Below are 23,660 nucleotides of genomic sequence, written 5' to 3' on the forward strand. Positions count from 1 at the left end.
GTTATTTCTTGAATTTCGTGATAAATCTAATCAAATAAGGTGTTTTTAAAGTTTCTTTTACTAGTTTGTTATGATGTTTTGTAAAATTTTTTATTTGTTTTCTTCTATGGGGAACCATTAACAAAGGTAATCTATCTTTGCGAAACCATCCGATTTTTGCTGTTTCTGGCCCTTGTTTAATGGGTTCCCCACCTAGTAATTTTCCTGAATAGATGTACTGTATGTCATGATATTGCGGTTGATCGTACTCTCCTATTTTGCACATAATAGAAATACGGTAGCCTGTTTCTTCTTCCATTTCCCTCATGGCGCATGTTTCCGGTTGCTCGTGCTTTTCCATTCTGCCTCCTGGCAAGTCCCAGACAGGATAATCTTTTCTTTTAACCAGAAGTATTTTTCCTTTGCTATTTTCCACAATTGTAAAGCAACCTACAGTGTTTACTGCATTCAAGTTAAGATAACTCCTTCCTGTGTTTCACTTCAATTATAAATCATCTGACCGATTCGATCTCCGATCTTAACCGGTCATGAGCAATCCTCTTTCACAGCCAAAAAAATATGTTACAATATACAAATGTTTTGCGATCCTCCAGTTTATTTCATGATGAAACAATATATTTTACTAGCTTGAAAGAAAGGTTTGATACTATGCTCCATAATCCAACAGGAAAGGAACGCCTTGCATTGGCTTTTCTGCTCGGCATGCTTGCGATACTGGGCCCGCTGAATATCGATATGTATTTGCCAAGCTTTCCCGAAATTGCCGATGATTTATCAGCTGGAGCCTCGCTCGTACAGCTAAGCTTAACAGCGTGTTTGATCGGGCTTACGTTTGGTCAGCTCGTTATTGGGCCGGTCAGTGATGCACAAGGAAGACGGAAGCCCTTATTAATATCCATCTTTTTATTTGCGTTGTCTTCTTTGTTTTGCGCGCTTTCCCCGAACATTATTATGCTGGTCATTGGTCGTTTTTTACAGGGTTTTACCGCTTCGGCGGGAATTGTGCTGTCGCGCGCCATTGTACGGGACGTGTTTACAGGCAGAGAGCTTTCTAAATTTTTCTCGCTTTTAATGGTGATCACCGCGGTTGCGCCAATGGTCGCACCAATGACGGGGGGAGCCATCCTGCTTTTGCCGTTCGCTACTTGGCATACGATTTTTTATACTCTGTCATTGATCGGATTGTTTCTAGTGCTCGTTATCTCAATGAAATTGACTGAAACATTGCCGCCTGAAAAACGGATTCCAAGCTCAATCGGTTCGTCTCTCAAAACGATGGGGAGCTTGTTGAAGGACCGGTCTTTCATCGGCTATGCGCTGACTGTCGGTTTCATTCACGGAGGCAGCTTTGCATACGTGTCCGGAACCCCTTTTGTATATCAGGACATCTATGGGGTTTCTCCTCAAGTGTTCAGCGTGCTGTTCGGCATTAACGGCCTTGCTATTATTTCGGGAAGCTTTATCATCGGGCGTTTCGGGGGAATCATTCATGAGAGGAAGCTCTTGCGGATCGCGGTTATTACCGCTGTCATCGCGACATCCGTTCTCCTGACGATGACGATTTTGAAAGGACCGCTTGCAGCGATTGTCATTTCCATCTTTATCTACATGATAACCATCGGAATGACGTTGACAAGCACATTTACGCTGGCGATGGAAAACCAGGGACACCGTGCGGGCAGTGCAAGCGCGATGCTCGGCATGCTTCCGCTTCTGCTCGGTTCGATCGTTTCGCCTCTCGTTGGAATGAATGAAACAACGGCCGTTCCAATGGGTGCGATCATGTTTATTACAGCTGTGATCGGATCTTTCACCTTTTTTGCCTTAACACGGGAAAGACAGGGGGAGCGGTAAAGATAAGGACGGAATCACTTGATTCCGTCCTTTTGTTGTTATAGAGAAGCCCGGAGAATGGCGAGTACGTCATCTTTGTTTAGTTTTTGGAAATTGGCGAAGCCGCCGTGCTCGATTTCTTTAGCGGCGATGTCTGCGATCAGATCGAGCTTTTCTTCGCCGATGCCGTAGTCGGCAAGGCGGGAAGGAGCGCCAAGGCTTGTCCAGAACGCGGACAGCTTATCGATTCCTTCAAGCGCGATGTCTTTATCGGTTTTGCCTTCTGTGTCAATGTCAAACATGTTCAGCATAAGGGCTTTGAAGCGGCTGACATTCGTATCAAGCGTATATCTCATCCAGTTCGGGAACAAGATCGCAAGGCCGCCCGCATGCGGAATGTCGTAAACGGCCGAAACGGCGTGCTCCATTGTATGGGAAGCCCAATCGCCGAAATAGCCCATTTGCAGCGTGCCATTCAAAGCGATTGTGCCTGCGTATAAAATGGTTTCCCGGTGCTCATAGTTTTGCAGGTCTTCCAACAGCTTCGGTGCCGTTTCGATGACCGTCTGCAAAACGGAAAAGCACAGTCTGTCCTGAAGCGGCGTGTTTTTGACATTATGAAAATATTGTTCAAACACATGGCTCATCATATCAACAATGCCGTAAACCGTTTGGTTTTCCGGGACGCTGAACGTATTTTCAGGGTCTAAAATGGAGAACTTCGGATGCGTGACATCGCTTCCCCATACATATTTTTCATTCGTTTCCCAGTTTGTAATGACGGAATCGGGGTTCATTTCAGATCCGGTTGCAGCTAAGGTTAAAATCGTACCGAACGGCAGGGCGTCTTTTGCTGTCGTTTTTTTGCTGAAGATATCCCAAGGGTCGCCGTCGTATTTTGCTCCTGCAGCAATCGCTTTCGTGCAGTCGATGACGCTTCCTCCGCCGACAGCGAGGAGAAAATCGATTTCATGCCGGGCACACAATTCGATCCCTTTTTTAACCGTAGCAAGACGCGGATTTGGTTCTACTCCGGAAAGCTCGTGCATGTCAGCGCCTTCTTCTTTCAACACGCGCGTAACTTCGTCATAAAGACCGTTCTTTTTAATACTGCCGCCTCCATAAACAAGCAATACATTTTTTCCGTATTCCTTTAATTCTTTTCTTAACTGTTCAAGCTGGCCTTTTCCGAAGATCAATTTCGTTGGATTGTAATAGCTGAAATTTTCCATTGATGAACAAACCTCCTATGGTATATGTAAAAACAGTTTTCTACTATAACATATTGAATCGTATAGAAAAAGAGGCCGTGTTCTTACAAAGGACAGGGTCAAATTGTACAGAGGGGAGGAAGCACACACCTGATTTACTGCATAAAAAAGCTTGCCGACTTTGCCGGCAAGCTGAGGAGGCCGTTCTGTCTTCAGGTTAAAACCTATACTGAGACGTCCGCCGATTCGTTGATAGAGATGACCATTGAGACAGCGGTTCCGTCATCCGGCGCACTCTCGATATTCAGTTCGCTCCCGCAGAAGTGCTTCAGTCTTCGGTTGATATTTTTCATACCGACGCTATGAGTGAAATGAGAGGAAAAGATATCGTGTTGTTTTTCCGGCGGCATGCCGATTCCATTGTCCTCTATCTTGATATAATAGCGGTTTTCGCTTTCTTTTTTTGCCGTCAGCTTGATCCAGCCTCCGCCTCTTTTTTTGCTGATGCCGTGGTGGACGGCATTTTCGACAAGAGGCTGAATCATTAATGGCGGAAGGGCAAAGTCAATGTCTTCGTCAATATCGTAAATGACGTCCAGCCGATCGCCGAAGCGCGTTTTTTCAATAGAAAGATACGAATTCACAATCGACAGTTCATGTTTGAAAGAACTCATCCCTGATGTATTTTGAAAATCAAAACTCATTCTTAAGTAGTTTGTAAAATCAGCCGTTACTTCGCGCGCTTTTTCAATATCCAAATGACTGAGCGCGATAATTGTATTTAATACGTTGAAAAGAAAGTGCGGCTTGATCTGCGACTGGAGGAATGCCATCTCCATATTGGTCGCTTGGGCTGCCGTATCTTTCATCATGATCAGGTTTTTAACGCGGGCTGCAAATTCAGTGTAGTTGTACGGTTTTTGCAAAATGTCATTTGCCCCGGCGTGAAAAGCCTTGTATTTATCATGATCGATGATGGCTGCCGTAATAATGAGAACCGGAAGTTCCACCATTGTGAATCTTTCACGGATTTTCATAGAGACTTCAAACCCTGTCATATCGGGCATCATCAGATCCAAAATCACCAAGTCAAGCTTTGAACGGGAGGCGACTTCGAGAGCCTCTTTGCCGCTTTTTGCTGCGATGACTTGATAAGGAACGCCTTCAAGCATATCGGCCAAAATTTTTAAGCTTTCAATGTTATCATCGACGATCAGAACAGTTGGAGCATCCATTTTCTTTGAATAATACGGCGTGCTTATTGAAACATCGGGCAAACTCCTGACGGCTTGCTGTTGAGGCATGTTCACTTTATCGTCAAGAAGCGAGTCATCCTTTGCGACAGGCAGTGTGAAATGAAATGCCGATCCTTTCCCTTCTTCCGATTCTACCCAGATCTCCCCATTTTGAAGCTGAACGAGCTGTCTGACGATGCTTAAACCGAGCCCGGCTCCGTCATCTTTATGGTTTTTTGCTTGTTGAAAAGATTCGAATATCGATTGACGGACGGCCTTTGGTATGCCGACTCCTGTATCCGCTACAGTGATTTTGACCTTCTCTTGGTTGATCCTCTCGGCAGAGAGCGTAATTTGTCCCTCCGGCGTATACTTGATTGCGTTATCTACCAGGTTGGTCATGATTTGCCGGAAGCGGTTTTCGTCAGCCAAGACGAGCGGCAGTCCGGATGGAACCAGGTTTACAATCCGGACCTGTTTATTTTTTGACAACAGCCGATAGAAGCCCATTTCCGTACTGATCGCTGAATGGGTATCGACAGGAACGGCTTGAATCTGCAGCATGCCCTGCTTCATTTTTTCCAAATCGAGAATGTCATTCACCAGGCTGGAGAGCCTGTATCCCATGCGGATGACCAGCTGCAGATTTTCTTTTTCTTCCTCTACCGTCCTTTTGCTTTTCCTTGCCAAAAGGGTCTGGCATATATTAATCATGCTGTTCAGCGGCGTTTTAAATTCATGCGATGTTTTGGCGATAAATTCGTCTTTTAATCGATTCATTCTGAGCAATTTCAAGGATAGGACTTCATTCTCGCGGAATGCGCCTGCGAATTGCTGTGCCATCATCAGAACAGCCGCCAGCAAAGCGATGATTGACGGCACGGCATAGAGCGAATTGAACGAAAAGCCTCTTTTGCCGCTGTAAGCAGAAACGGTCGTTAAAATGACGAATGCGCTCATTGAGATCGCTGCAATCGTAAGATAAAGACTGCCTTTCATTTTCCGAAGGGCAGCAATCGCAAACACATACGTAATATAAATCAAAGTCGTGACGGCAAGAACGGAATGCAATACATATGCGAGACGGTCTGTAAAACCCCATGATATAAAATCAATCAACAAAACCAGTGCAGAAAATGCAGTCGCGCCGATTATCCATTTTTTCGAAACGATTTCTCTGTAAGCGAAATAGAGATAGAGAAAAACCGCTATACTGACAAGCACCATTGTGGTTGCCCTCATTACGCTTAAAGCCGAGAATGAAACAGACGGAAAGAAAAGAAAGATCATTCGTTCTCGTCCGATTAAAAGCACAATGACCGAAAAAAGAAGACACATCGTGGAAAAAAAGAATAAGTGCTTATCCTTTTTTCGATGCAGGAAAAAGCCGAAAAAGTATAAACCGGTAATGAAGAATGCCGTGATCATGCTGGTTTCATTAAAGAAAGAAATTTTGCTTTGGTGTAAAATGTGCTGCTGCGTTCCGAAGGTAATCGGTTTTTCTATTCCCCATGAAGGTGTTTTTTTGAAGTTCGAAAATTGTACAATCAGCTCGTTGTCCCCGCGGTGAATGTCGAAAAAACTCGTATAAGGCCTGTTTTGAGCCCTGAAATTCGCTTTGCTTGAAGGAGTTCCGCTCTGCCCGATCAATTTGCCGTTGAAATAAATTCGGTTTGCGCTGTTAATAAAAGAGGTGCTGATTCCGAACATCTCATTGTCCTGCTTTGACCGGATCATCAGTCTGTATGTACCGTAATCCACGTTTTCCCCTGAATCGGTAAGTTTGACATTGTTAGGCACAGCGGAATAAATGGGGGCTTTTCCAATGCCTGAATGGATCGCCTTTGGCGAGAGAAGCTGGTTTCGATAGAGTGTCCATTCCCCGGTGAGCGCGATGTTCCCATCTTTCTGAAAATCCCATGTTTCCAGATTGATGATTCCTTGCTTTGCTTCAGGGTAATTCTGATCGGACAGTTGATTGTTAATGAATAAGAAAATAAAAAAGAAGCCGGCATAGCCGAGAATAATCGAAAGGAAAACAAATAGCTTTTTCAATATCAGCACTCCTCATTCAGCCTGCTGCAGTCTTGTCGAATCCATATGAATATTGTACTCTTAAATGTTAATAAACGACAAGAATAAGAAAATGAATCCAACTAAGTGGGGCCATTGACATGATATAATCATTATAATAATTTCCAGATGACTCGATGAAATTGGGGTGGGTGTCGTGAAAGCGTTAATTGTGGATGATGAGGAATTGGCATTGCTTCATTTTAAAAATATGCTTGAACGAACAAATTGTTTTCGATCCATTGAAATGTTTCAAGATCCGGCTGATGTTATGGAGTATCCGGATATTCAGGATATAGACACGGTGTTTCTTGACATTGAAATGCCGGGGATCAACGGGATTGAGCTCGCTGAAGCGATTCAATCGATGAATGAAAACATTCAGGTTGTTTTTATCACGGCCTATAACGATTTTGCCATAAAAGCATTTGAATTAAATGCGATGGATTATTTGCTTAAACCCGTCGATTACGTCCGGCTCGTGAAGACGGTTAAACGGATCAGAGAAAACAGCTTGCTGAAGGCTTCCGCGGAAAACGGCGGAGGAGACTATTTCATTCAATGTTTTGGGAGTTTGCAATTTTACAAAACGGAGAAGGATGTCAAAACATATATACCCGTAAAGTGGAGAACGTCCAAAGCACGCGAAATTTACGCGTATTTGCTTCATCATCACGGCCATGTGATCAGCAAAGACGTGTTGATCGACCTGTTCTGGCCTGACCATGATGTCTCTAAAGCGAGCACCCAGCTGTATACGGCGATTTATCAAATCAGAAAATTAATCGAAAGGCTTCCGTTCAGCCAATCCATCGAGAAGACTGACACCGGATATGTCCTCCGGATTTCCGGTGTGAAAGTGGATGCTGACGAATGGGAAAAGTCGCTGAAAGAGGCTCCTCCAATTCATATGGCGACGATCAACCGGCACATGGAATTGCTGCTTGCATACGAAAACCATTACTTTATGGAACACGGTTATTTGTGGGCCGAACCCGAAAAGACACGGCTTGCCCGGATATGGCTTGGAAAAGCTTATGAACTGGTCGATTGCCTTATTCGTGAAAAAGACTACCGCCGGGCGCTTGATATATGTCTGCAGGTCGAGAAATTCGAACCGTACGATCATAAAATCATCCAATACAAGATGCAGCTGTTTAATAAAACCGGGAATGTAGAAGAAGCGATCAAGGAGTATGAGCGCTACAAACTCATCAAGGACAAAATGAATGAAATATAAACACGAGGACCGGATCAGCCGGTCTTTTTTTTATGCCATTTTCAGCTTACATGCCGATGTTCAGAAATTGTATAGTTCCATCTCATACAATGTAGTTTGGTTCGGATGATCTCAGCTGACATAAAGCAAAATTCATAGCCGCGATATCTTGATTACCGCCGCTAAACATACAGCAGCGAATTTAAAAGCCTGTCATTCTTCAAATAGAAAAGTATTTTCAGGGATTCATTTTCCAGGCTCAATCGATCCGTACACAAAAACATGATAAAAGGGGAGGAATCACAATTTGAGATCGAAAAAATATTCGTTCAGCCTCAGCAAAAAAAGAGGGCTGAAACCATTTTTGATCACTTGCCTGGCATTGTATTTGATCTTCAGTCAAGTTGTCGGCTTTACGCTGACGGCAGTGGCTGCCGGCACATCAACAGGGAGCAGCGTGTTTTTTGATTCAGTGACAATCAAAAACAGCGAAGATCAAACGGTTGACGGGTCAAAGGGAGACGACCCGGCATTAAAACCGGGTGACAAAGTGACACTCACATACGAGTGGGCGTTAAAAAACGATGAAGAAGCCGGCACCGAAAAAAGCTTCACTGTAGAGGTGCCTAAAAGCTTCGAATTCGCTCAGGATGCCAAGGGAGATGTGAAATCGGCAGATCAGCAGATCATCGGCAGCTATGAGGTGAAAGCGGACAGCAACATTTTGACCGTAACCTTGAACAGCACTGCAGAGGCAAAAGGGTCCATCACTCTGGAAGCAAAGTTTGCCGCTGCTGTGAAAAGCGGTACAAAAACGGTCACCGCTATCTTTCAACTCGGAGCAGGCAAGACGCAGCAAGCAGTCATCCCTGTAAATACAGGCTCCGAATCGGAAACGGCGAAAAACGATTCTCCGTCATCTGAGGACGATCAGGCAGCAGCTGACGATCAATCAAAATCTTCAGGGGAGCAGGACGAAGAGGAAACGAAGACAAAAGCTGCTGACACTGAGAGCAGCGATTCAAAACCGCCAGCATCTTCAAGACTAGCGGCAGCCGGGAGCCTTGCGTCCGGAGGCAATCAAATCACCCAAAATATTTTAACCGGCGTGACGCTGACAGATGAACACGGAAAGCCTTATGACAAAAGCAACCGGGCTGACACGAATTCTCCGGCAAAAATTTCAATCACTTGGGACATCCCGGATGAGCTCGGAAAGACGATAAATGACGGCGATCGCTATGAATTTGATCTGCCTGAAGCTTTCATTATGTACAACGATATTACGAATCAGCCATTAAGCTCAGGCGGTATCACGTACGGCTATTTTTCAATTGATACAAAAGGCCATGTTGTGATGACGTTTAATGGTGAAGTGAAAACAGATTCGAAGGTCAAAGGGACGTTGTTTGTCAATACGCAGTTCAACGCGCAAAAAATAAAAGGATCGACGACTCAAAAGATTCCCTTCCCGGTGAAATCAGACACTCCGGAGGTAACGGTTTATTTTAAACCAAACGTAAGCAAAACCATCGATAAATCAGGAATTTTTGATAAAGGCATCAATCCGGGGCAAGTCACATGGACAGTCGACCTCAACAAAAAATTGGATCAAGTCAAAAATGCCAAGTTGACCGAGAACTTTCCGGAGGGGCTGATCTATCGTTCTGTCAAAGTTTATCAACTCGATGTCAACATAGATGGTTCAGTCAGCCAGGGAGATGAAGTTCTTTCAGGCTACACTGTAGATGCAAATGGGAATGTCACATTTGACGGTGAGATAGATTCGGCTTATCGCCTGATCTATGTGACGGACATCGATGACTCCGCAAAGCCGGATGAAGGCGGAAATGCTGCATTTACGAACAAGGCGACATTCGGCGGAGACAATCTGGAACCTGCTTCTGCAGAGGCCTCTGTCACAGCCAAATACGGGAAAATGATCGAAAAATCGTCGACAGGTTATAAAAGCGATTCACAGACTTTCAGCTGGACGATTTTATATAACTATGGTGAGAAGAAGATTGACGAATCCAAGGCGAGCATAACAGACTCGTTTGGTTCCGCTGATTTGCAGCTTGTTTCAGATTCCTTGAAGGTGATTCCTATTACCTTCAATCAGAACGGAAGTGAACAGGCGGGAACGCCTCTAACGGAAGGCAAAGACTATACGCTCTCCGATAATGGAAGCGGGTTTGAAATCAAATTTAACCAAAATGTTACCGGAGCTTACAAAATCACATATCAAACCGAGGTCAACAGCGGAGTGATCATCGATAAATCGACAACGTATACGAACACAGCAGTGACCGGAACAGGGGAATCAAAGAAAGCTTCCGGTACAGCCATTCAACAGAATTTGATAAAAGGCTATTCAAACATTGATTACAAGAATAAAACGGTCGATTGGACGATCGCAATCAACAAAAACAACTACACGATGAACAATTGGAAGTTGGATGATAATTTCGAAAGCGGCGGGCTCGCGCTCCTCGACGGATCATTCCGTCTTCAGGATGTGACGAATAACAAAACGCTTCAAGAAGGCAAAGACTATACATTGACAATAAAACCGGATCATGAAGGTTTTCTTCTGGAACTCATCGGAGATTATGCAACAACAAACAGCCAATTTAAGATCACTTATACGACGAATATGAATGCCGACTTTTCAAACGAAAATGTCAAAAACACGGCTGAATCAACCTGGACTGATCACAGCAGCACTGAACGCAAAAATAAGGAAACGAGCAGTTTTACACCGAATCGCCAGACATCCCACAACGGTTTCAAAAACGGCTCATATAACGCGGTTTCAAAAGAAATCACGTGGAAAATCGGCATCAACTATAATGGTGAGCCGTCAAAGAATCCTTATGTTAAAGATGCTTTAGCAGATGACCAGCAATTTGTTAAAGGATCAGTGGTCGTCAAGAGCTATGCAGTCAATAAAGACGGTTCCATCACAGAAGGAGACATCCTGCCCGCTTCACAATATGATGTGGAGGAGCCGTCGGCTGACAATAAACAAACGCTGACTGTCCATTTGAAAACGGATGATTCCGTCCCGTATCTTATTGTATTTAAAACTTCGCTTAAAGGGCAGGTCATTAAGCGTGACCCTTACACCAACAAGGCGACGTACTATAATGCCGGATACTCAGAGCGTGAGTTGACGGCATCCGTTTCGGTCGCCGACGGAGGAAGCCTCGTTTTCAAAGGAGGCAAACAAAACGGAGGTTATGTCGATTGGAGTATTAATGTCAATGCGAGCCAGTCGGTATTGGAGGATGTAAAAGTCACCGATACTCCGGATACCAACCAAATTTTAGCTGAAGATTCTTTTAAAGTTTATCAAGCTAAATACGATGAAAAAGGTGCAGTCAAAGACAGCGGAGGAAATCTTGTCCCGGATGATGTTCAGCTTCAAAAAGGCGAAGACTATACACTGGACATCAAGACCGACAATGCAACCGGTGAACAATCATTTGTCCTGAAATTTACAGGTGATTACAAAAAAATCGACCGCGCCTATGTGATTCAATACCAATCATTAATCAATATTGCCGGCACGAGCGGTCATGTTCACAACAAAGTGTCGATTTCGGGAACGAATGTTCAGGAACAAACCCAGGAAAACAACAGCTCGGTCTTTGTTGCCGTTTCAAGCGGCGGCGGTTCAGGCTCAGGTGAAAGAGGCAGCCTGACAATCCTTAAAACGGGGGAAGGCGGCACACCGCTTTCCGGAGCAGATTTTCAATTGCGGACAAAAGATAATGAGCGGCTTCTGCGGACAGGAACGACTGACGACGACGGCAAGCTGACATTCGGTAATATCCGCTACGGGACTTACATTTTAAAAGAAATCAAGCCGCCTGACGGATATACGATCAGCGACGCTTATGCAGACGGGGTCTCCGTTGAGATTAACAGCAGCTCTTCCAGTGCCAGAGCGCTTTACAAAGTCGTGAATGAAAAGAATAAGGTGACGCTTATCAAACAAGACGAACAAAAGAATCCTTTGGAAGGAGCCGTGTTCAAGCTGGAGAAAAAATCCGGCGATGGCACCTTTACAACAATACGTACGAATATTAAGAGCAATGAAAACGGAAAAGTTGAAATCAACGGTTTACCGCCCGGCAATTATCGTTTGCTGGAAACGAAAGCTCCAGAAGGATATCTCTTAAATACAAAAGAAATCAGCTTCTCCGTCAAAACGAATGATAAGAATCAAGTACCTGACGTTGATTTAGGAACATTGATCAACTATAAAGGCAGAGCACATTTAACGAAAGAAGATGCAGAAGGCCGTCAATTAGAGGGGGCTGAATTCAAGCTCATTGATCATGAAGGCAACACCGTTCATGAAAAGCTCACCTCAGATCAAGACGGGAAAATCGCGGTATCTGGTCTTGCGCCTGGCCGCTATGCCTTTGTTGAAACCAAAGCGCCCGAGGGCTTTGTGATAAACAGCAAGGCAATCGAGTTTACCATATCTGAATCGGCAAAAGAAAAACCGGAATCCGTGGACGCAGGCAAAGCCGTCAACTATAAAGGTTCGGTTTATTTGACAAAAGAGGATGCGGAAGGCCGTACGCTGAAGGGCGCTGAATTTAAGATCGTTGATCATGAAGGCAACACCGTTCATGAAAAGCTCACTTCCGATGAAGACGGAAAAATCGCAGTTTCAGGCCTGGCGCCTGGGCGCTATGCTTTCGTGGAAACGAAGGCGCCCGAGGGCTTTATGTTAAACAACGATCAAATAGAATTCACCATCCCGGGCTCAGCTGAAGGGAAACCGGAGCCGGTTGATGCAGGCGCCGCCGTTAATTATAAAGGCTCGGTTCATTTAACAAAAGAAGATGCGGAAGGCCACAAGCTTGAAGGAGCCGTTTTTAAGATCGCAGATCAATACGGGAATACCGTACAGGAGGAACTGGTCTCAGATCAAAATGGAACCGTTACGGCTTCAGGCCTGGCGCCTGGGCGCTATGCTTTCGTAGAAACGAAAGCGCCTGATGGATTTGTATTGAACAGCGGGAAAATAGAGTTTGTCATCCCGGATTCCGCTGAAGGAAAACCTGCGCATGTAGATGCGGGTAAAGCCATCAACTACAAAGGTTCGGTTTATTTGCAGAAAAAAGATGAAGACGGCAATGGATTAGAAGGAGCCGTGTTTAAAATCATTGACAGCGAAGGCAAAACGGTCAAAGACGATTTGATCTCTAAAGAAGACGGCAAAATCGAGGCTGGCGATTTGGCGCCGGGAAGCTATCAATTTGTTGAAAAACATGCGCCTGACGGTTACCTGCTGTCAACAGATCCGATCCCATTTTCCATTACCGGGAAACACGAAGGTGAGCCGAAACAGGTTAAACTGACGGCTCTCAACAAGAAAAACAGCGTTGTGCTCACAAAAGTCGGCCAGGATGACAAGAGCGCCGGACTTCAGGGAGCGCAGTTCGATTTGACAGATGAAACCGGCAAGGTGCTGAAAACCGGTTTGGCAACAGACACAGACGGCCGGATCACAGTGTACGGTCTTAAGCCCGGTAACTACCAATTTGTCGAAACAAAAGCGCCTAAGCATTATCAATTGGATAAGACGCCAATATCGTTCACAGTCAAAAATACTGATACAAAGCCAATTGAAATGACTGCAGAGAATCAATTAACACCGGGCGATGCGAAACTGACGAAAGTGGACCGCAACGATAAAAAAGCTGTGTTGAAAGGAGCAGAATTCAAGCTGCTCGATGCCAATGGAAAGCCTGTTAAAGCCGCAGGTAACGGGAAAAAGCTGCCGGCTGTCTGGACTACAGATCAAAACGGTCAATTTATTGCGGAAGGTTTGGCACCTGGGCGCTATCAATTTGTCGAAACGAAGGCGCCTGACGGTTATAAGTTGGATGAAACGCCGATTCCTTTTGAAATTAAAAAAGGACAGTCAAAACCGGTCGAGATCACAGCGTCCAATGAAAAGCTGAAAACGCCGGCTGTTGACAAAGGCACATCGAACCCGAATTCGGGAGACCCTAAAACAGATAACAAAGGTACACCGGACCGAAATTCGAACGGAGATCCTAAAGGTCATTTGAAAGATACGCTTCCGAAAACCGGTGATAGAGACAGCATCATTCCGATCATGATCGGCATCCTGCTGATTCTGTCTGGAGGAGTCTTCGCTTTCTACACAAGAAAGAAACAAAGAAAGGCGTAAACGAATCATTTATGCACCTGATCATGAAACCGGTCAGGTGCTTTTTTGAAAAACGGCATTCGTTCATTTGACATAAAGGTTAGAAAGGATTGTGGGACATGTATAAAAAAATGATCGTTGCCGTACTTGTCATATCAGGTATACTCTTCGTCTTGTCTCCTTTTATTAAAGAAAGCATCATCATCAATCTCAGTAAGAATAAAAGTTTTGAATTGACTGCTGAACAGGCGGCACAGAACAATACGCAAAAGGCGTCATTTGATTTTGAAGCGATTCAGCCGCCTTCTTTTATGGAAGCAGTAAAAGCCGGCCTCGATCGTGAATCGAAAGCGGTCATCGGCCGGATCACCATAAGCAGCGTCAATATCAAGCTGCCGATATTGAAAGGCACAACCAATCAAAATCTTCTCTACGGAGCGACAACAATGCGTCCCGATCAGAAAATGGGCGAGGGCAACTACCCGTTGGCCGGACATCATATGAAGCGGGAGAACCTCTTATTCGGCCCTCTTATCCACATTAAAAAAGGGGACACCGTTAAAATCACAGACTTTAAAAAAGACTATATATACACTGTGACATCCAAACAATTCATTTCTGAAACGGACACAGATGTGATTCAAGAGACGAAAGAAAAAGAAATTACGCTGATGACATGTGACAAAGCCGTGAGAACCGAAGGGCGCCTTGCGGTTAAAGGAAAGCTGATTCATGTTGCTGTTCACAGATAATTGAAATGTCCGCTGCAGGCAGGAAAAAATACTGAGGGAAAGCCCCTTGGTATTTTTTTATTGGGACTAAAATTCTACACATCACAAAAAAGTGACAAAAAGATCACTATGAAATGACAATAGTGAAAAAATGCTGTTAAATAATAAAAAAAGAAATGGAATTATGTGAGTTGGATGGAATTCCTATCATAACGCCATTGGTAACGCTTTTTAAAATGAAAAAAAGATAAATTTTCTGAAATTTATGTTGACTGAAAGCGCTTTTAAAATTATGATAATATCAGATCTAACAAAAATGTACCAAAAACATAACTATAATCTAACAATGTATTTAAACGGCATACAAATGAAAGCGATTCCAAAATATTCCGTGGTAGGCAATTGGTTGTGCGGAAGCTCCGGCTTCCATCAAAATAAAATTTTCAATTTTCTGTTAAGGGGGTGGTTGGCGAAACTTTCGAAAGTTGGGAATGAGTCTTTTGGGAAAAGAAATGAGCTCCTATTAAGGATGTTTTCGAAAACCTTTGGAAATAAATCAATTTTTAAAAACAAAGGCGGGGGAAATCAATATGAATGAACAGGGCAATCAGAAATCATTTTTGCGTACTATTATTTTAGTCTCGACGTTCGGCGGACTTCTATTCGGATATGACACCGGAGTGATCAACGGAGCCTTGCCTTATATGTCTGAAGGAGATCAGCTGAACCTGACTGCCTTTACAGAAGGGCTGGTCGCAAGCTCGCTTCTCCTGGGAGCGGCATTGGGGGCGGTATTCGGCGGAAGGCTCTCCGATTATATCGGGCGCCGCAAAAACATCATTTTTCTAGCTGTGCTTTTCTTTTTCTCGACGCTCGGATGTACGCTTGCGCCTGATGTGACGATTATGGTCATCTCTCGGTTCCTGCTTGGAGTTGCTGTAGGGGGAGCATCTGTTACGGTACCGACTTACTTGGCTGAAATGTCTCCTTCAGAGAAAAGGGGACGAATGGTTACCCAAAATGAATTAATGATTGTCTCCGGACAGCTCTTGGCATTTACTTTCAATGCCATCCTCGGAACCACAATGGGGGATAGTTCCCATGTTTGGCGTTACATGCTGGCCATTGCCGCAGTCCCGGCTGTATTCTTGTTCTTTGGTATGCTGAGAATGCCCGAAAGTCCGCGCTGGCTTGTCTCTAAAGGGAAAAATGAAGCGGCGCTGGGCGTTCTGAAAAGAATCCGCGAGGAAAAAAGGGCGCATTCGGAAGTTGCTGAAATCGAAGCTGCGGTCATGAAAGAATCTGAAATGAAAAAAGCGAATTATAAGGATCTGGCTGTTCCATGGGTGCGCCGAATCGTATTTCTCGGAATCGGGATCGCTGTCGTTCAGCAGATTACCGGCGTAAATTCTATCATGTATTACGGTACAGAAATACTCAAAAATGCCGGATTTGAAACAAAAGCTGCACTTATCGGAAATATTGCTAACGGTGTCATTTCAGTTTTGGCGACATTCGTGGGGATTTGGCTTTTAGGGAAGGTCGGGCGCAGACCGATGCTGTTGACCGGTTTAATAGGGACGACCTCAGCTTTGCTGCTGATCGGCATCTTCTCAAACGCCCTTCAAGGTTCAGCTGCTCTTCCGTATGTCGTACTTACGCTGACAGTAACCTTTCTTGCATTCCAGCAAGGTGCTATTTCTCCTGTAACATGGCTCATGCTTTCTGAAATATTCCCGCTTCGCGTTCGCGGTCTAGGAATGGGCGTCACCGTGTTTTGTTTGTGGATCGTCAACTTCTTTGTCGGATTTTCATTCCCGATATTGCTTGATGCGATTGGACTGTCATCGACATTCTACATTTTTGTCGGACTTGGACTTCTTTCCATTGCATTCGTGAAAAAATTCCTTCCTGAAACAAAAGGTCTCACACTTGAACAGCTTGAGCATAATTTCCGCAACTACAAATCGGAAAAAGCACCAAGCGACGCGAGCGCTAAAATCAGCGGATGACAATTTTGCCGAGGGACATACAGGTCGAGTCCCCTCGGTGGAGAATATAGATGAAGGATTTGAAGTTTGCAGGCAGAAATCTTCCTATAACAAGATTTCTGCCTGTATTTTTGTATACGGTGCGGAAAAGCAGGCTATTGGAGGCGCCTTTAGGATATCTTAAAAGCCGTTCGTAAAATAAAAGCTTCATTAAATGATCGTGCAAGAGTGATGTCGAAGTTAACGATTTACAGCTTCGGTTCCGTATATAACTTGATGAAGCAGGGAACATTCAATAAAACATCACATAAGATGAAAAGGGCAGGTAAAACGTCATCTATTATGAATGGCTGTAAGCATAATTTTTTTAGAAGTATAAAAAAACGAAAAAAGTGTTGACAGATGAATTGAAGGCATGATATATTATTATTCGTCGCTAAGACAACGAAGTTACAACTTCGAAATGCCGATATAATATTCATCATTTAAAGGGTGTACAAAAACCTTAAAATGTGTATAATGGATAAAGTCGAAACAAAAAAGCTTCATCCTTTCGGTAGAAAAACTTCAAAAAAACTTCTTGACTTTAACTGATATTCATAGTATTATAGTTAAGTCGCCTGATGAAGCGCCCGTAGCTCAATTGGATAGAGCGTTTGACTACGGATCAAAAGGTTAGGGGTTCGACTCCTCTCGGGCGCGCCATATATTCGCAATGCGGGTGTAGTTTAGTGGTAAAACCTCAGCCTTCCAAGCTGATGTCGTGAGTTCGATTCTCATCACCCGCTCCAATTTTAGAATGATCTTTGAAAACTAAACAAGACAAAACGTACCTGTTAATTCATTTTTTATAAATCGCACAGCGATGTGCGTAGTCAGTCAAACTACTTTATCGGAGAGTTTGATCCTGGCTCAGGACGAACGCTGGCGGCGTGCCTAATACATGCAAGTCGAGCGGACAGATGGGAGCTTGCTCCCTGATGTTAGCGGCGGACGGGTGAGTAACACGTGGGTAACCTGCCTGTAAGACTGGGATAACTCCGGGAAACCGGGGCTAATACCGGATGCTTGATTGAACCGCATGGTTCAATTATAAAAGGTGGCTTTTAGCTACCACTTACAGATGGACCCGCGGCGCATTAGCTAGTTGGTGAGGTAACGGCTCACCAAGGCAACGATGCGTAGCCGACCTGAGAGGGTGATCGGCCACACTGGGACTGAGACACGGCCCAGACTCCTACGGGAGGCAGCAGTAGGGAATCTTCCGCAATGGACGAAAGTCTGACGGAGCAACGCCGCGTGAGTGATGAAGGTTTTCGGATCGTAAAACTCTGTTGTTAGGGAAGAACAAGTACCGTTCGAATAGGGCGGTACCTTGACGGTACCTAACCAGAAAGCCACGGCTAACTACGTGCCAGCAGCCGCGGTAATACGTAGGTGGCAAGCGTTGTCCGGAATTATTGGGCGTAAAGCGCGCGCAGGCGGTTTCTTAAGTCTGATGTGAAAGCCCCCGGCTCAACCGGGGAGGGTCATTGGAAACTGGGGAACTTGAGTGCAGAAGAGGAGAGTGGAATTCCACGTGTAGCGGTGAAATGCGTAGAGATGTGGAGGAACACCAGTGGCGAAGGCGACTCTCTGGTCTGTAACTGACGCTGAGGCGCGAAAGCGTGGGGAGCGAACAGGATTAGATACCCTGGTAGTCCACGCCGTAAACGATGAGTGCTAAGTGTTAGAGGGTTTCCGCCCTTTAGTGCTGCAGCAAACGCATTAAGCACTCCGCCTGGGGAGTACGGTCGCAAGACTGAAACTCAAAGGAATTGACGGGGGCCCGCACAAGCGGTGGAGCATGTGGTTTAATTCGAAGCAACGCGAAGAACCTTACCAGGTCTTGACATCCTCTGACAACCCTAGAGATAGGGCTTCCCCTTCGGGGGCAGAGTGACAGGTGGTGCATGGTTGTCGTCAGCTCGTGTCGTGAGATGTTGGGTTAAGTCCCGCAACGAGCGCAACCCTTGATCTTAGTTGCCAGCATTCAGTTGGGCACTCTAAGGTGACTGCCGGTGACAAACCGGAGGAAGGTGGGGATGACGTCAAATCATCATGCCCCTTATGACCTGGGCTACACACGTGCTACAATGGGCAGAACAAAGGGCAGCGAAGCCGCGAGGCTAAGCCAATCCCACAAATCTGTTCTCAGTTCGGATCGCAGTCTGCAACTCGACTGCGTGAAGCTGGAATCGCTAGTAATCGCGGATCAGCATGCCGCGGTGAATACGTTCCCGGGCCTTGTACACACCGCCCGTCACACCACGAGAGTTTGTAACACCCGAAGTCGGTGAGGTAACCTTTTGGAGCCAGCCGCCGAAGGTGGGACAGATGATTGGGGTGAAGTCGTAACAAGGTAGCCGTATCGGAAGGTGCGGCTGGATCACCTCCTTTCTAAGGATATTATACGGAATATAAGACCTTACGGTCTTATAGACAGGTGCGTTTAGATCTTGTTTAGTTTTGAAGGATCATTTGATTCTTCAAACGTGTTCTTTGAAAACTAGATAACAGTAGACATCACATTCAATTAGTAACACAAGATATCACGTAGTGATTCTTTTTAACGGTTAAGTTAGAAAGGGCGCACGGTGGATGCCTTGGCACTAGGAGCCGATGAAGGACGGGACGAACACCGATATGCTTCGGGGAGCTGTAAGCAAGCTTTGATCCGGAGATTTCCGAATGGGGAAACCCACTGCTCGTAATGGAGCAGTATCCATATCTGAATTCATAGGATATGAGAAGGCAGACCCGGGGAACTGAAACATCTAAGTACCCGGAGGAAGAGAAAGCAAATGCGATTCCCTGAGTAGCGGCGAGCGAAACGGGAACAGCCCAAACCAAGAGGCTTGCCTCTTGGGGTTGTAGGACACTCTGTACGGAGTTACAAAAGAACGAGGTAGATGAAGAGGTCTGGAAAGGCCCGCCATAGGAGGTAACAGCCCTGTAGTCAAAACTTCGTTCTCTCCTGAGTGGATCCTGAGTACGGCGGAACACGTGAAATTCCGTCGGAATCCGGGAGGACCATCTCCCAAGGCTAAATACTCCCTAGTGACCGATAGTGAACCAGTACCGTGAGGGAAAGGTGAAAAGCACCCCGGAAGGGGAGTGAAAGAGATCCTGAAACCGTGTGCCTACAAGTAGTCAGAGCCCGTTAACGGGTGATGGCGTGCCTTTTGTAGAATGAACCGGCGAGTTACGATCCCGTGCAAGGTTAAGTTTGAAAAGACGGAGCCGCAGCGAAAGCGAGTCTGAATAGGGCGCATGAGTACGTGGTCGTAGACCCGAAACCAGGTGATCTACCCATGTCCAGGGTGAAGTTCAGGTAACACTGAATGGAGGCCCGAACCCACGCACGTTGAAAAGTGCGGGGATGAGGTGTGGGTAGGGGTGAAATGCCAATCGAACCTGGAGATAGCTGGTTCTCTCCGAAATAGCTTTAGGGCTAGCCTCAAGGTAAGAGTCTTGGAGGTAGAGCACTGATTGGACTAGGGGCCCCTACCGGGTTACCGAATTCAGTCAAACTCCGAATGCCAAAGACTTATCCTTGGGAGTCAGACTGCGAGTGATAAGATCCGTAGTCGAAAGGGAAACAGCCCAGACCGCCAGCTAAGGTCCCAAAGTATACGTTAAGTGGAAAAGGATGTGGAGTTGCTTAGACAACCAGGATGTTGGCTTAGAAGCAGCCACCATTTAAAGAGTGCGTAATAGCTCACTGGTCGAGTGACTCTGCGCCGAAAATGTACCGGGGCTAAACGTATCACCGAAGCTGCGGACTGTTCTTACGAACAGTGGTAGGAGAGCGTTCTAAGGGCTGTGAAGCGAGACCGGAAGGACTCGTGGAGCGCTTAGAAGTGAGAATGCCGGTATGAGTAGCGAAAGAGGGGTGAGAATCCCCTCCACCGAATGCCTAAGGTTTCCTGAGGAAGGCTCGTCCGCTCAGGGTTAGTCGGGACCTAAGCCGAGGCCGAAAGGCGTAGGCGATGGACAACAGGTTGATATTCCTGTACCACCTCCTCACCATTTGAGCAATGGGGGGACGCAGGAGGATAGGGTAAGCGCGGTATTGGATATCCGCGTCCAAGCAGTTAGGCTGGGAAATAGGCAAATCCGTTTCCCATAAGGCTGAGCTGTGATGGCGAGCGAAATATAGTAGCGAAGTTCCTGATTCCACACTGCCAAGAAAAGCCTCTAGCGAGGTGAGAGGTGCCCGTACCGCAAACCGACACAGGTAGGCGAGGAGAGAATCCTAAGGTGATCGAGAGAACTCTCGTTAAGGAACTCGGCAAAATGACCCCGTAACTTCGGGAGAAGGGGTGCTCTGTTAGGGTGCAAGCCCGAGAGAGCCGCAGTGAATAGGCCCAGGCGACTGTTTAGCAAAAACACAGGTCTCTGCGAAGCCGTAAGGCGAAGTATAGGGGCTGACGCCTGCCCGGTGCTGGAAGGTTAAGAGGAGCGCTTAGCGTAAGCGAAGGTGCGAATTGAAGCCCCAGTAAACGGCGGCCGTAACTATAACGGTCCTAAGGTAGCGAAATTCCTTGTCGGGTAAGTTCCGACCCGCACGAAAGGCGCAACGATCTGGGCACTGTCTCAACGAGAGACTCGGTGAAATTATAGTACCTGTGAAGATGCAGGTTACCCGCGACAGGACGGAAAGACCCCGTGGAGCTTTACTGCAGCCTGATATTGAATGTTGGTACAGCTTGTACAGGATAGGTAGGAGCCTTGGAAACCGGAGCGCCAGCTTCGGTGGAGGCATCGGTGGGATACTACCCTGGCTGTATTGACCTTCTAACCCGCTGCCCTTATCGGGCAGGGAGACAGTGTCAGGTGGGCAGTTTGACTGGGGCGGTCGCCTCCTAAAAGGTAACGGAGGCGCCCAAAGGTTCCCTCAGAATGGTTGGAAATCATTCGCAGAGTGTAAAGGCACAAGGGAGCTTGACTGCGAGACCTACAAGTCGAGCAGGGACGAAAGTCGGGCTTAGTGATCCGGTGGTTCCGCATGGAAGGGCCATCGCTCAACGGATAAAAGCTACCCCGGGGATAACAGGCTTATCTCCCCCAAGAGTCCACATCGACGGGGAGGTTTGGCACCTCGATGTCGGCTCATCGCATCCTGGGGCTGTAGTCGGTCCCAAGGGTTGGGCTGTTCGCCCATTAAAGCGGTACGCGAGCTGGGTTCAGAACGTCGTGAGACAGTTCGGTCCCTATCCGTCGCGGGCGCAGGAAATTTGAGAGGAGCTGTCCTTAGTACGAGAGGACCGGGATGGACGCACCGCTGGTGTACCAGTTGTTCTGCCAAGGGCATCGCTGGGTAGCTATGTGCGGACGGGATAAGTGCTGAAAGCATCTAAGCATGAAGCCCCCCTCAAGATGAGATTTCCCATTCCGCAAGGAAGTAAGATCCCTGAAAGATGATCAGGTTGATAGGTCTGAGGTGGAAGTGTGGCGACACATGGAGCTGACAGATACTAATCGATCGAGGACTTAACCTAAATGTTTGTGAATCGTCTGACCGTTATCTAGTTTTGAGAGAACACCTCTCAGAAAGCCAAAGGCAAGGAAACTCGGCTAAAGGCCCTCACATCCTGTGAGGAACGCTCAGTACCTTCGTCCTGAAGGCAAATAGTTTGGTGGCGATAGCGAAGAGGTCACACCCGTTCCCATGCCGAACACGGAAGTTAAGCTCTTCAGCGCCGATGGTAGTTGGGGGATTCCCCCTGTGAGAGTAGGACGCCGCCAAGCTGTTTATATTATCGCGGGGTGGAGCAGTTCGGTAGCTCGTCGGGCTCATAACCCGAAGGTCGCAGGTTCAAATCCTGCCCCCGCAACCAAATCTAATTTCCATACAAAGAAAATAAATAAAAAGTGGTCCGGTAGTTCAGTTGGTTAGAATGCCTGCCTGTCACGCAGGAGGTCGCGGGTTCGAGTCCCGTCCGGACCGCCATGTTGTACACAAACGAAATCTTTGAGGTTTTCGTTTTTTTTTATGTCTTCTTTCAGGTCTATGCTGAAAACTTGGCTTCATCGGCGTTTTTCACAATGTTTGCCGAGTTTCTTTATTTCTTGGATAATTGGTGAGAATTCGATAAACTAATGATAGTGTTTTGATTGGTTGCAACAGCAAAGGAGCAAATGATCTTATGGACGAATTTGAATTGATTCAAAGGATTACGCCCCGTTCGCTTTTTCACCGAGAAATAGAGATCGGTATTGGGGACGATGCCGCTGTTTATCATACAAAGAACGGTTATCAGGAGATTGTTGCGGTCGATACGATGGTCGACGGTATTCATTTTTTATCATCCCATTCATCGCCTGCCGATATCGGATATAAAGCATTGGCTGTGAATATTAGTGATATTGCCGCGATGGGAGGCAGCCCCAAGTATTATCTTGTGTCCATTGCTGTTCCTTCCGGCTGGCACGCGGTGGATATTGAAGCCATGTATGAAGAAATGAATAAACTGGCGACACTATATCAAATGGACTTAATCGGCGGTGACACCGTATCTGCCAACGGGCCGCTCGTTTTGACCGTAACAGTAATCGGCGAGATTGAAAAGGGCAGAACTTGTTTAAGAAGCCATGCCGAACCCGGGGATGTCGTTTTTGTGACGGGAGAACTTGGCTCATCTGCTGCCGGTCTGGCTTTTATATTGGGCCAAGCAGAGATGAAAGACGAGAAGCAGTCTCAATATTTTATAGAGCGGCACAAGAGGCCTTTGCCGAGGGTTGAGGCAGGTTTGCTCTGTTCAGGCTATCATCATGTGGCACTTAATGATATCAGCGACGGGCTTGCCAGCGAATTAAATGAAATTGCCGAAGCGAGCCGTGTTTCCATTGACATATATAAAGAGATGATTCCGGTCCATTCGGATTTACATACACTGCACACAAAATGGGAAGAGTGGGTCCTTTTCGGCGGCGAGGATTTTGAACTCGTCGGTACGATTTCTAATGATCAATGGGAACGTTTTAGTCAGGAATGCTCTGAACGTCATGTGCCGGTTTATCAAATCGGCCGCGTCACACAACAAGGGCAGGCGGACGTGTTTTATCATAATGGACAGGACCGCGTTCTTCTCGAAAAAAAAGGATATAACCATTTTAAATAAGA

Annotated in this window: 9 protein-coding genes, 4 tRNA genes, 3 rRNA genes and 1 pseudogene; 13 read left to right on the top strand and 4 right to left on the bottom strand. The window is 46.1% G+C overall.

Annotated elements, in window-relative coordinates; genetic code table 11:
- Nucleotide 1 precedes the first annotated feature (1 nt).
- A complete protein-coding gene (locus MHB72_RS03140) occupies nucleotides 2–451 on the bottom strand; it encodes an NUDIX hydrolase (RefSeq protein WP_020450313.1) in 450 nt (149 codons plus the stop codon).
- A 197-nt stretch (nucleotides 452–648) separates the two neighbouring features.
- Between MHB72_RS03140 and MHB72_RS03145 the strand changes: the two genes are divergently transcribed.
- The gene (locus MHB72_RS03145; protein ID WP_020450314.1) at nucleotides 649–1,854 is read left to right on the top strand and encodes a Bcr/CflA family efflux MFS transporter; all 1,206 of its coding nucleotides are present in this window, start codon (nucleotides 649–651) and stop codon (nucleotides 1,852–1,854) included.
- A gap of 38 nt (nucleotides 1,855–1,892) precedes the next feature.
- On the opposite strand, the gene MHB72_RS03150 is transcribed toward MHB72_RS03145, so the two are convergent.
- From MHB72_RS03150 to MHB72_RS03160, 3 genes and pseudogenes are all read right to left on the bottom strand, one after another.
- Entirely contained in the window at nucleotides 1,893–3,065 is a 1,173-nt protein-coding gene (locus tag MHB72_RS03150) for an iron-containing alcohol dehydrogenase (RefSeq protein WP_123032462.1), read from the bottom strand.
- Nucleotides 3,066–3,268: 203 nt separating this feature from the next.
- Nucleotides 3,269–4,348: a sensor histidine kinase gene (locus tag MHB72_RS03155; protein ID WP_306453692.1), complete on the bottom strand. Its 1,080-nt coding sequence runs from the start codon at nucleotides 4,346–4,348 to the stop codon at nucleotides 3,269–3,271.
- Between the two features lie 93 nt (nucleotides 4,349–4,441).
- Nucleotides 4,442–6,016 (bottom strand): annotated as a pseudogene (locus MHB72_RS03160) (ATP-binding protein); the annotation flags it as partial.
- Nucleotides 6,017–6,509: 493 nt separating this feature from the next.
- On the opposite strand from MHB72_RS03160, the gene MHB72_RS03165 reads away from it, so the two are divergent.
- The 12 genes from MHB72_RS03165 to thiL all read left to right on the top strand — a co-directional run bounded on the left by MHB72_RS03165 (nucleotide 6,510) and on the right by thiL (nucleotide 23,658).
- Complete coding sequence (locus MHB72_RS03165) at nucleotides 6,510–7,592, top strand: response regulator (RefSeq protein ID WP_216921784.1); 1,083 nt, start codon at nucleotides 6,510–6,512, stop codon at nucleotides 7,590–7,592.
- Nucleotides 7,593–7,878: 286 nt separating this feature from the next.
- The gene (locus tag MHB72_RS03170; protein ID WP_216921783.1) at nucleotides 7,879–13,791 is read left to right on the top strand and encodes a SpaA isopeptide-forming pilin-related protein; all 5,913 of its coding nucleotides are present in this window, start codon (nucleotides 7,879–7,881) and stop codon (nucleotides 13,789–13,791) included.
- A 98-nt stretch (nucleotides 13,792–13,889) separates the two neighbouring features.
- Nucleotides 13,890–14,522: a class A sortase gene (locus tag MHB72_RS03175; RefSeq protein ID WP_216921782.1), complete on the top strand. Its 633-nt coding sequence runs from the start codon at nucleotides 13,890–13,892 to the stop codon at nucleotides 14,520–14,522.
- A gap of 569 nt (nucleotides 14,523–15,091) precedes the next feature.
- Nucleotides 15,092–16,513: a sugar porter family MFS transporter gene (locus MHB72_RS03180; RefSeq protein ID WP_020450321.1), complete on the top strand. Its 1,422-nt coding sequence runs from the start codon at nucleotides 15,092–15,094 to the stop codon at nucleotides 16,511–16,513.
- A 607-nt stretch (nucleotides 16,514–17,120) separates the two neighbouring features.
- Nucleotides 17,121–17,197, top strand: a tRNA-Arg gene (locus tag MHB72_RS03185).
- Nucleotides 17,198–17,209: 12 nt separating this feature from the next.
- Nucleotides 17,210–17,283, top strand: a tRNA-Gly gene (locus MHB72_RS03190).
- Nucleotides 17,284–17,381: 98 nt separating this feature from the next.
- Nucleotides 17,382–18,931, top strand: a 16S ribosomal RNA gene (locus tag MHB72_RS03195).
- A 174-nt stretch (nucleotides 18,932–19,105) separates the two neighbouring features.
- A 23S ribosomal RNA gene (locus MHB72_RS03200) occupies nucleotides 19,106–22,035 on the top strand.
- 134 nt (nucleotides 22,036–22,169) lie between these two features.
- A 5S ribosomal RNA gene (gene rrf, locus MHB72_RS03205) occupies nucleotides 22,170–22,285 on the top strand.
- Together the 16S, 23S and 5S rRNA genes with 4 tRNA genes alongside form the textbook arrangement of a ribosomal RNA operon.
- Nucleotides 22,286–22,297: 12 nt before the next feature.
- Nucleotides 22,298–22,374 (top strand) — tRNA-Met (locus MHB72_RS03210).
- A gap of 36 nt (nucleotides 22,375–22,410) precedes the next feature.
- Nucleotides 22,411–22,487: transfer RNA gene (locus MHB72_RS03215), tRNA-Asp, on the top strand.
- 196 nt (nucleotides 22,488–22,683) lie between these two features.
- Nucleotides 22,684–23,658, top strand: a complete 975-nt coding sequence (gene thiL, locus MHB72_RS03220) for a thiamine-phosphate kinase (RefSeq protein WP_020450322.1) — start codon at nucleotides 22,684–22,686, stop codon at nucleotides 23,656–23,658.
- Nucleotides 23,659–23,660 lie beyond the last annotated feature (2 nt).

The organism is Bacillus sp. FSL K6-1284 (assembly GCF_038002625.1).
In the GTDB taxonomy this organism is placed as follows: domain Bacteria; phylum Bacillota; class Bacilli; order Bacillales; family Bacillaceae; genus Bacillus; species Bacillus paralicheniformis.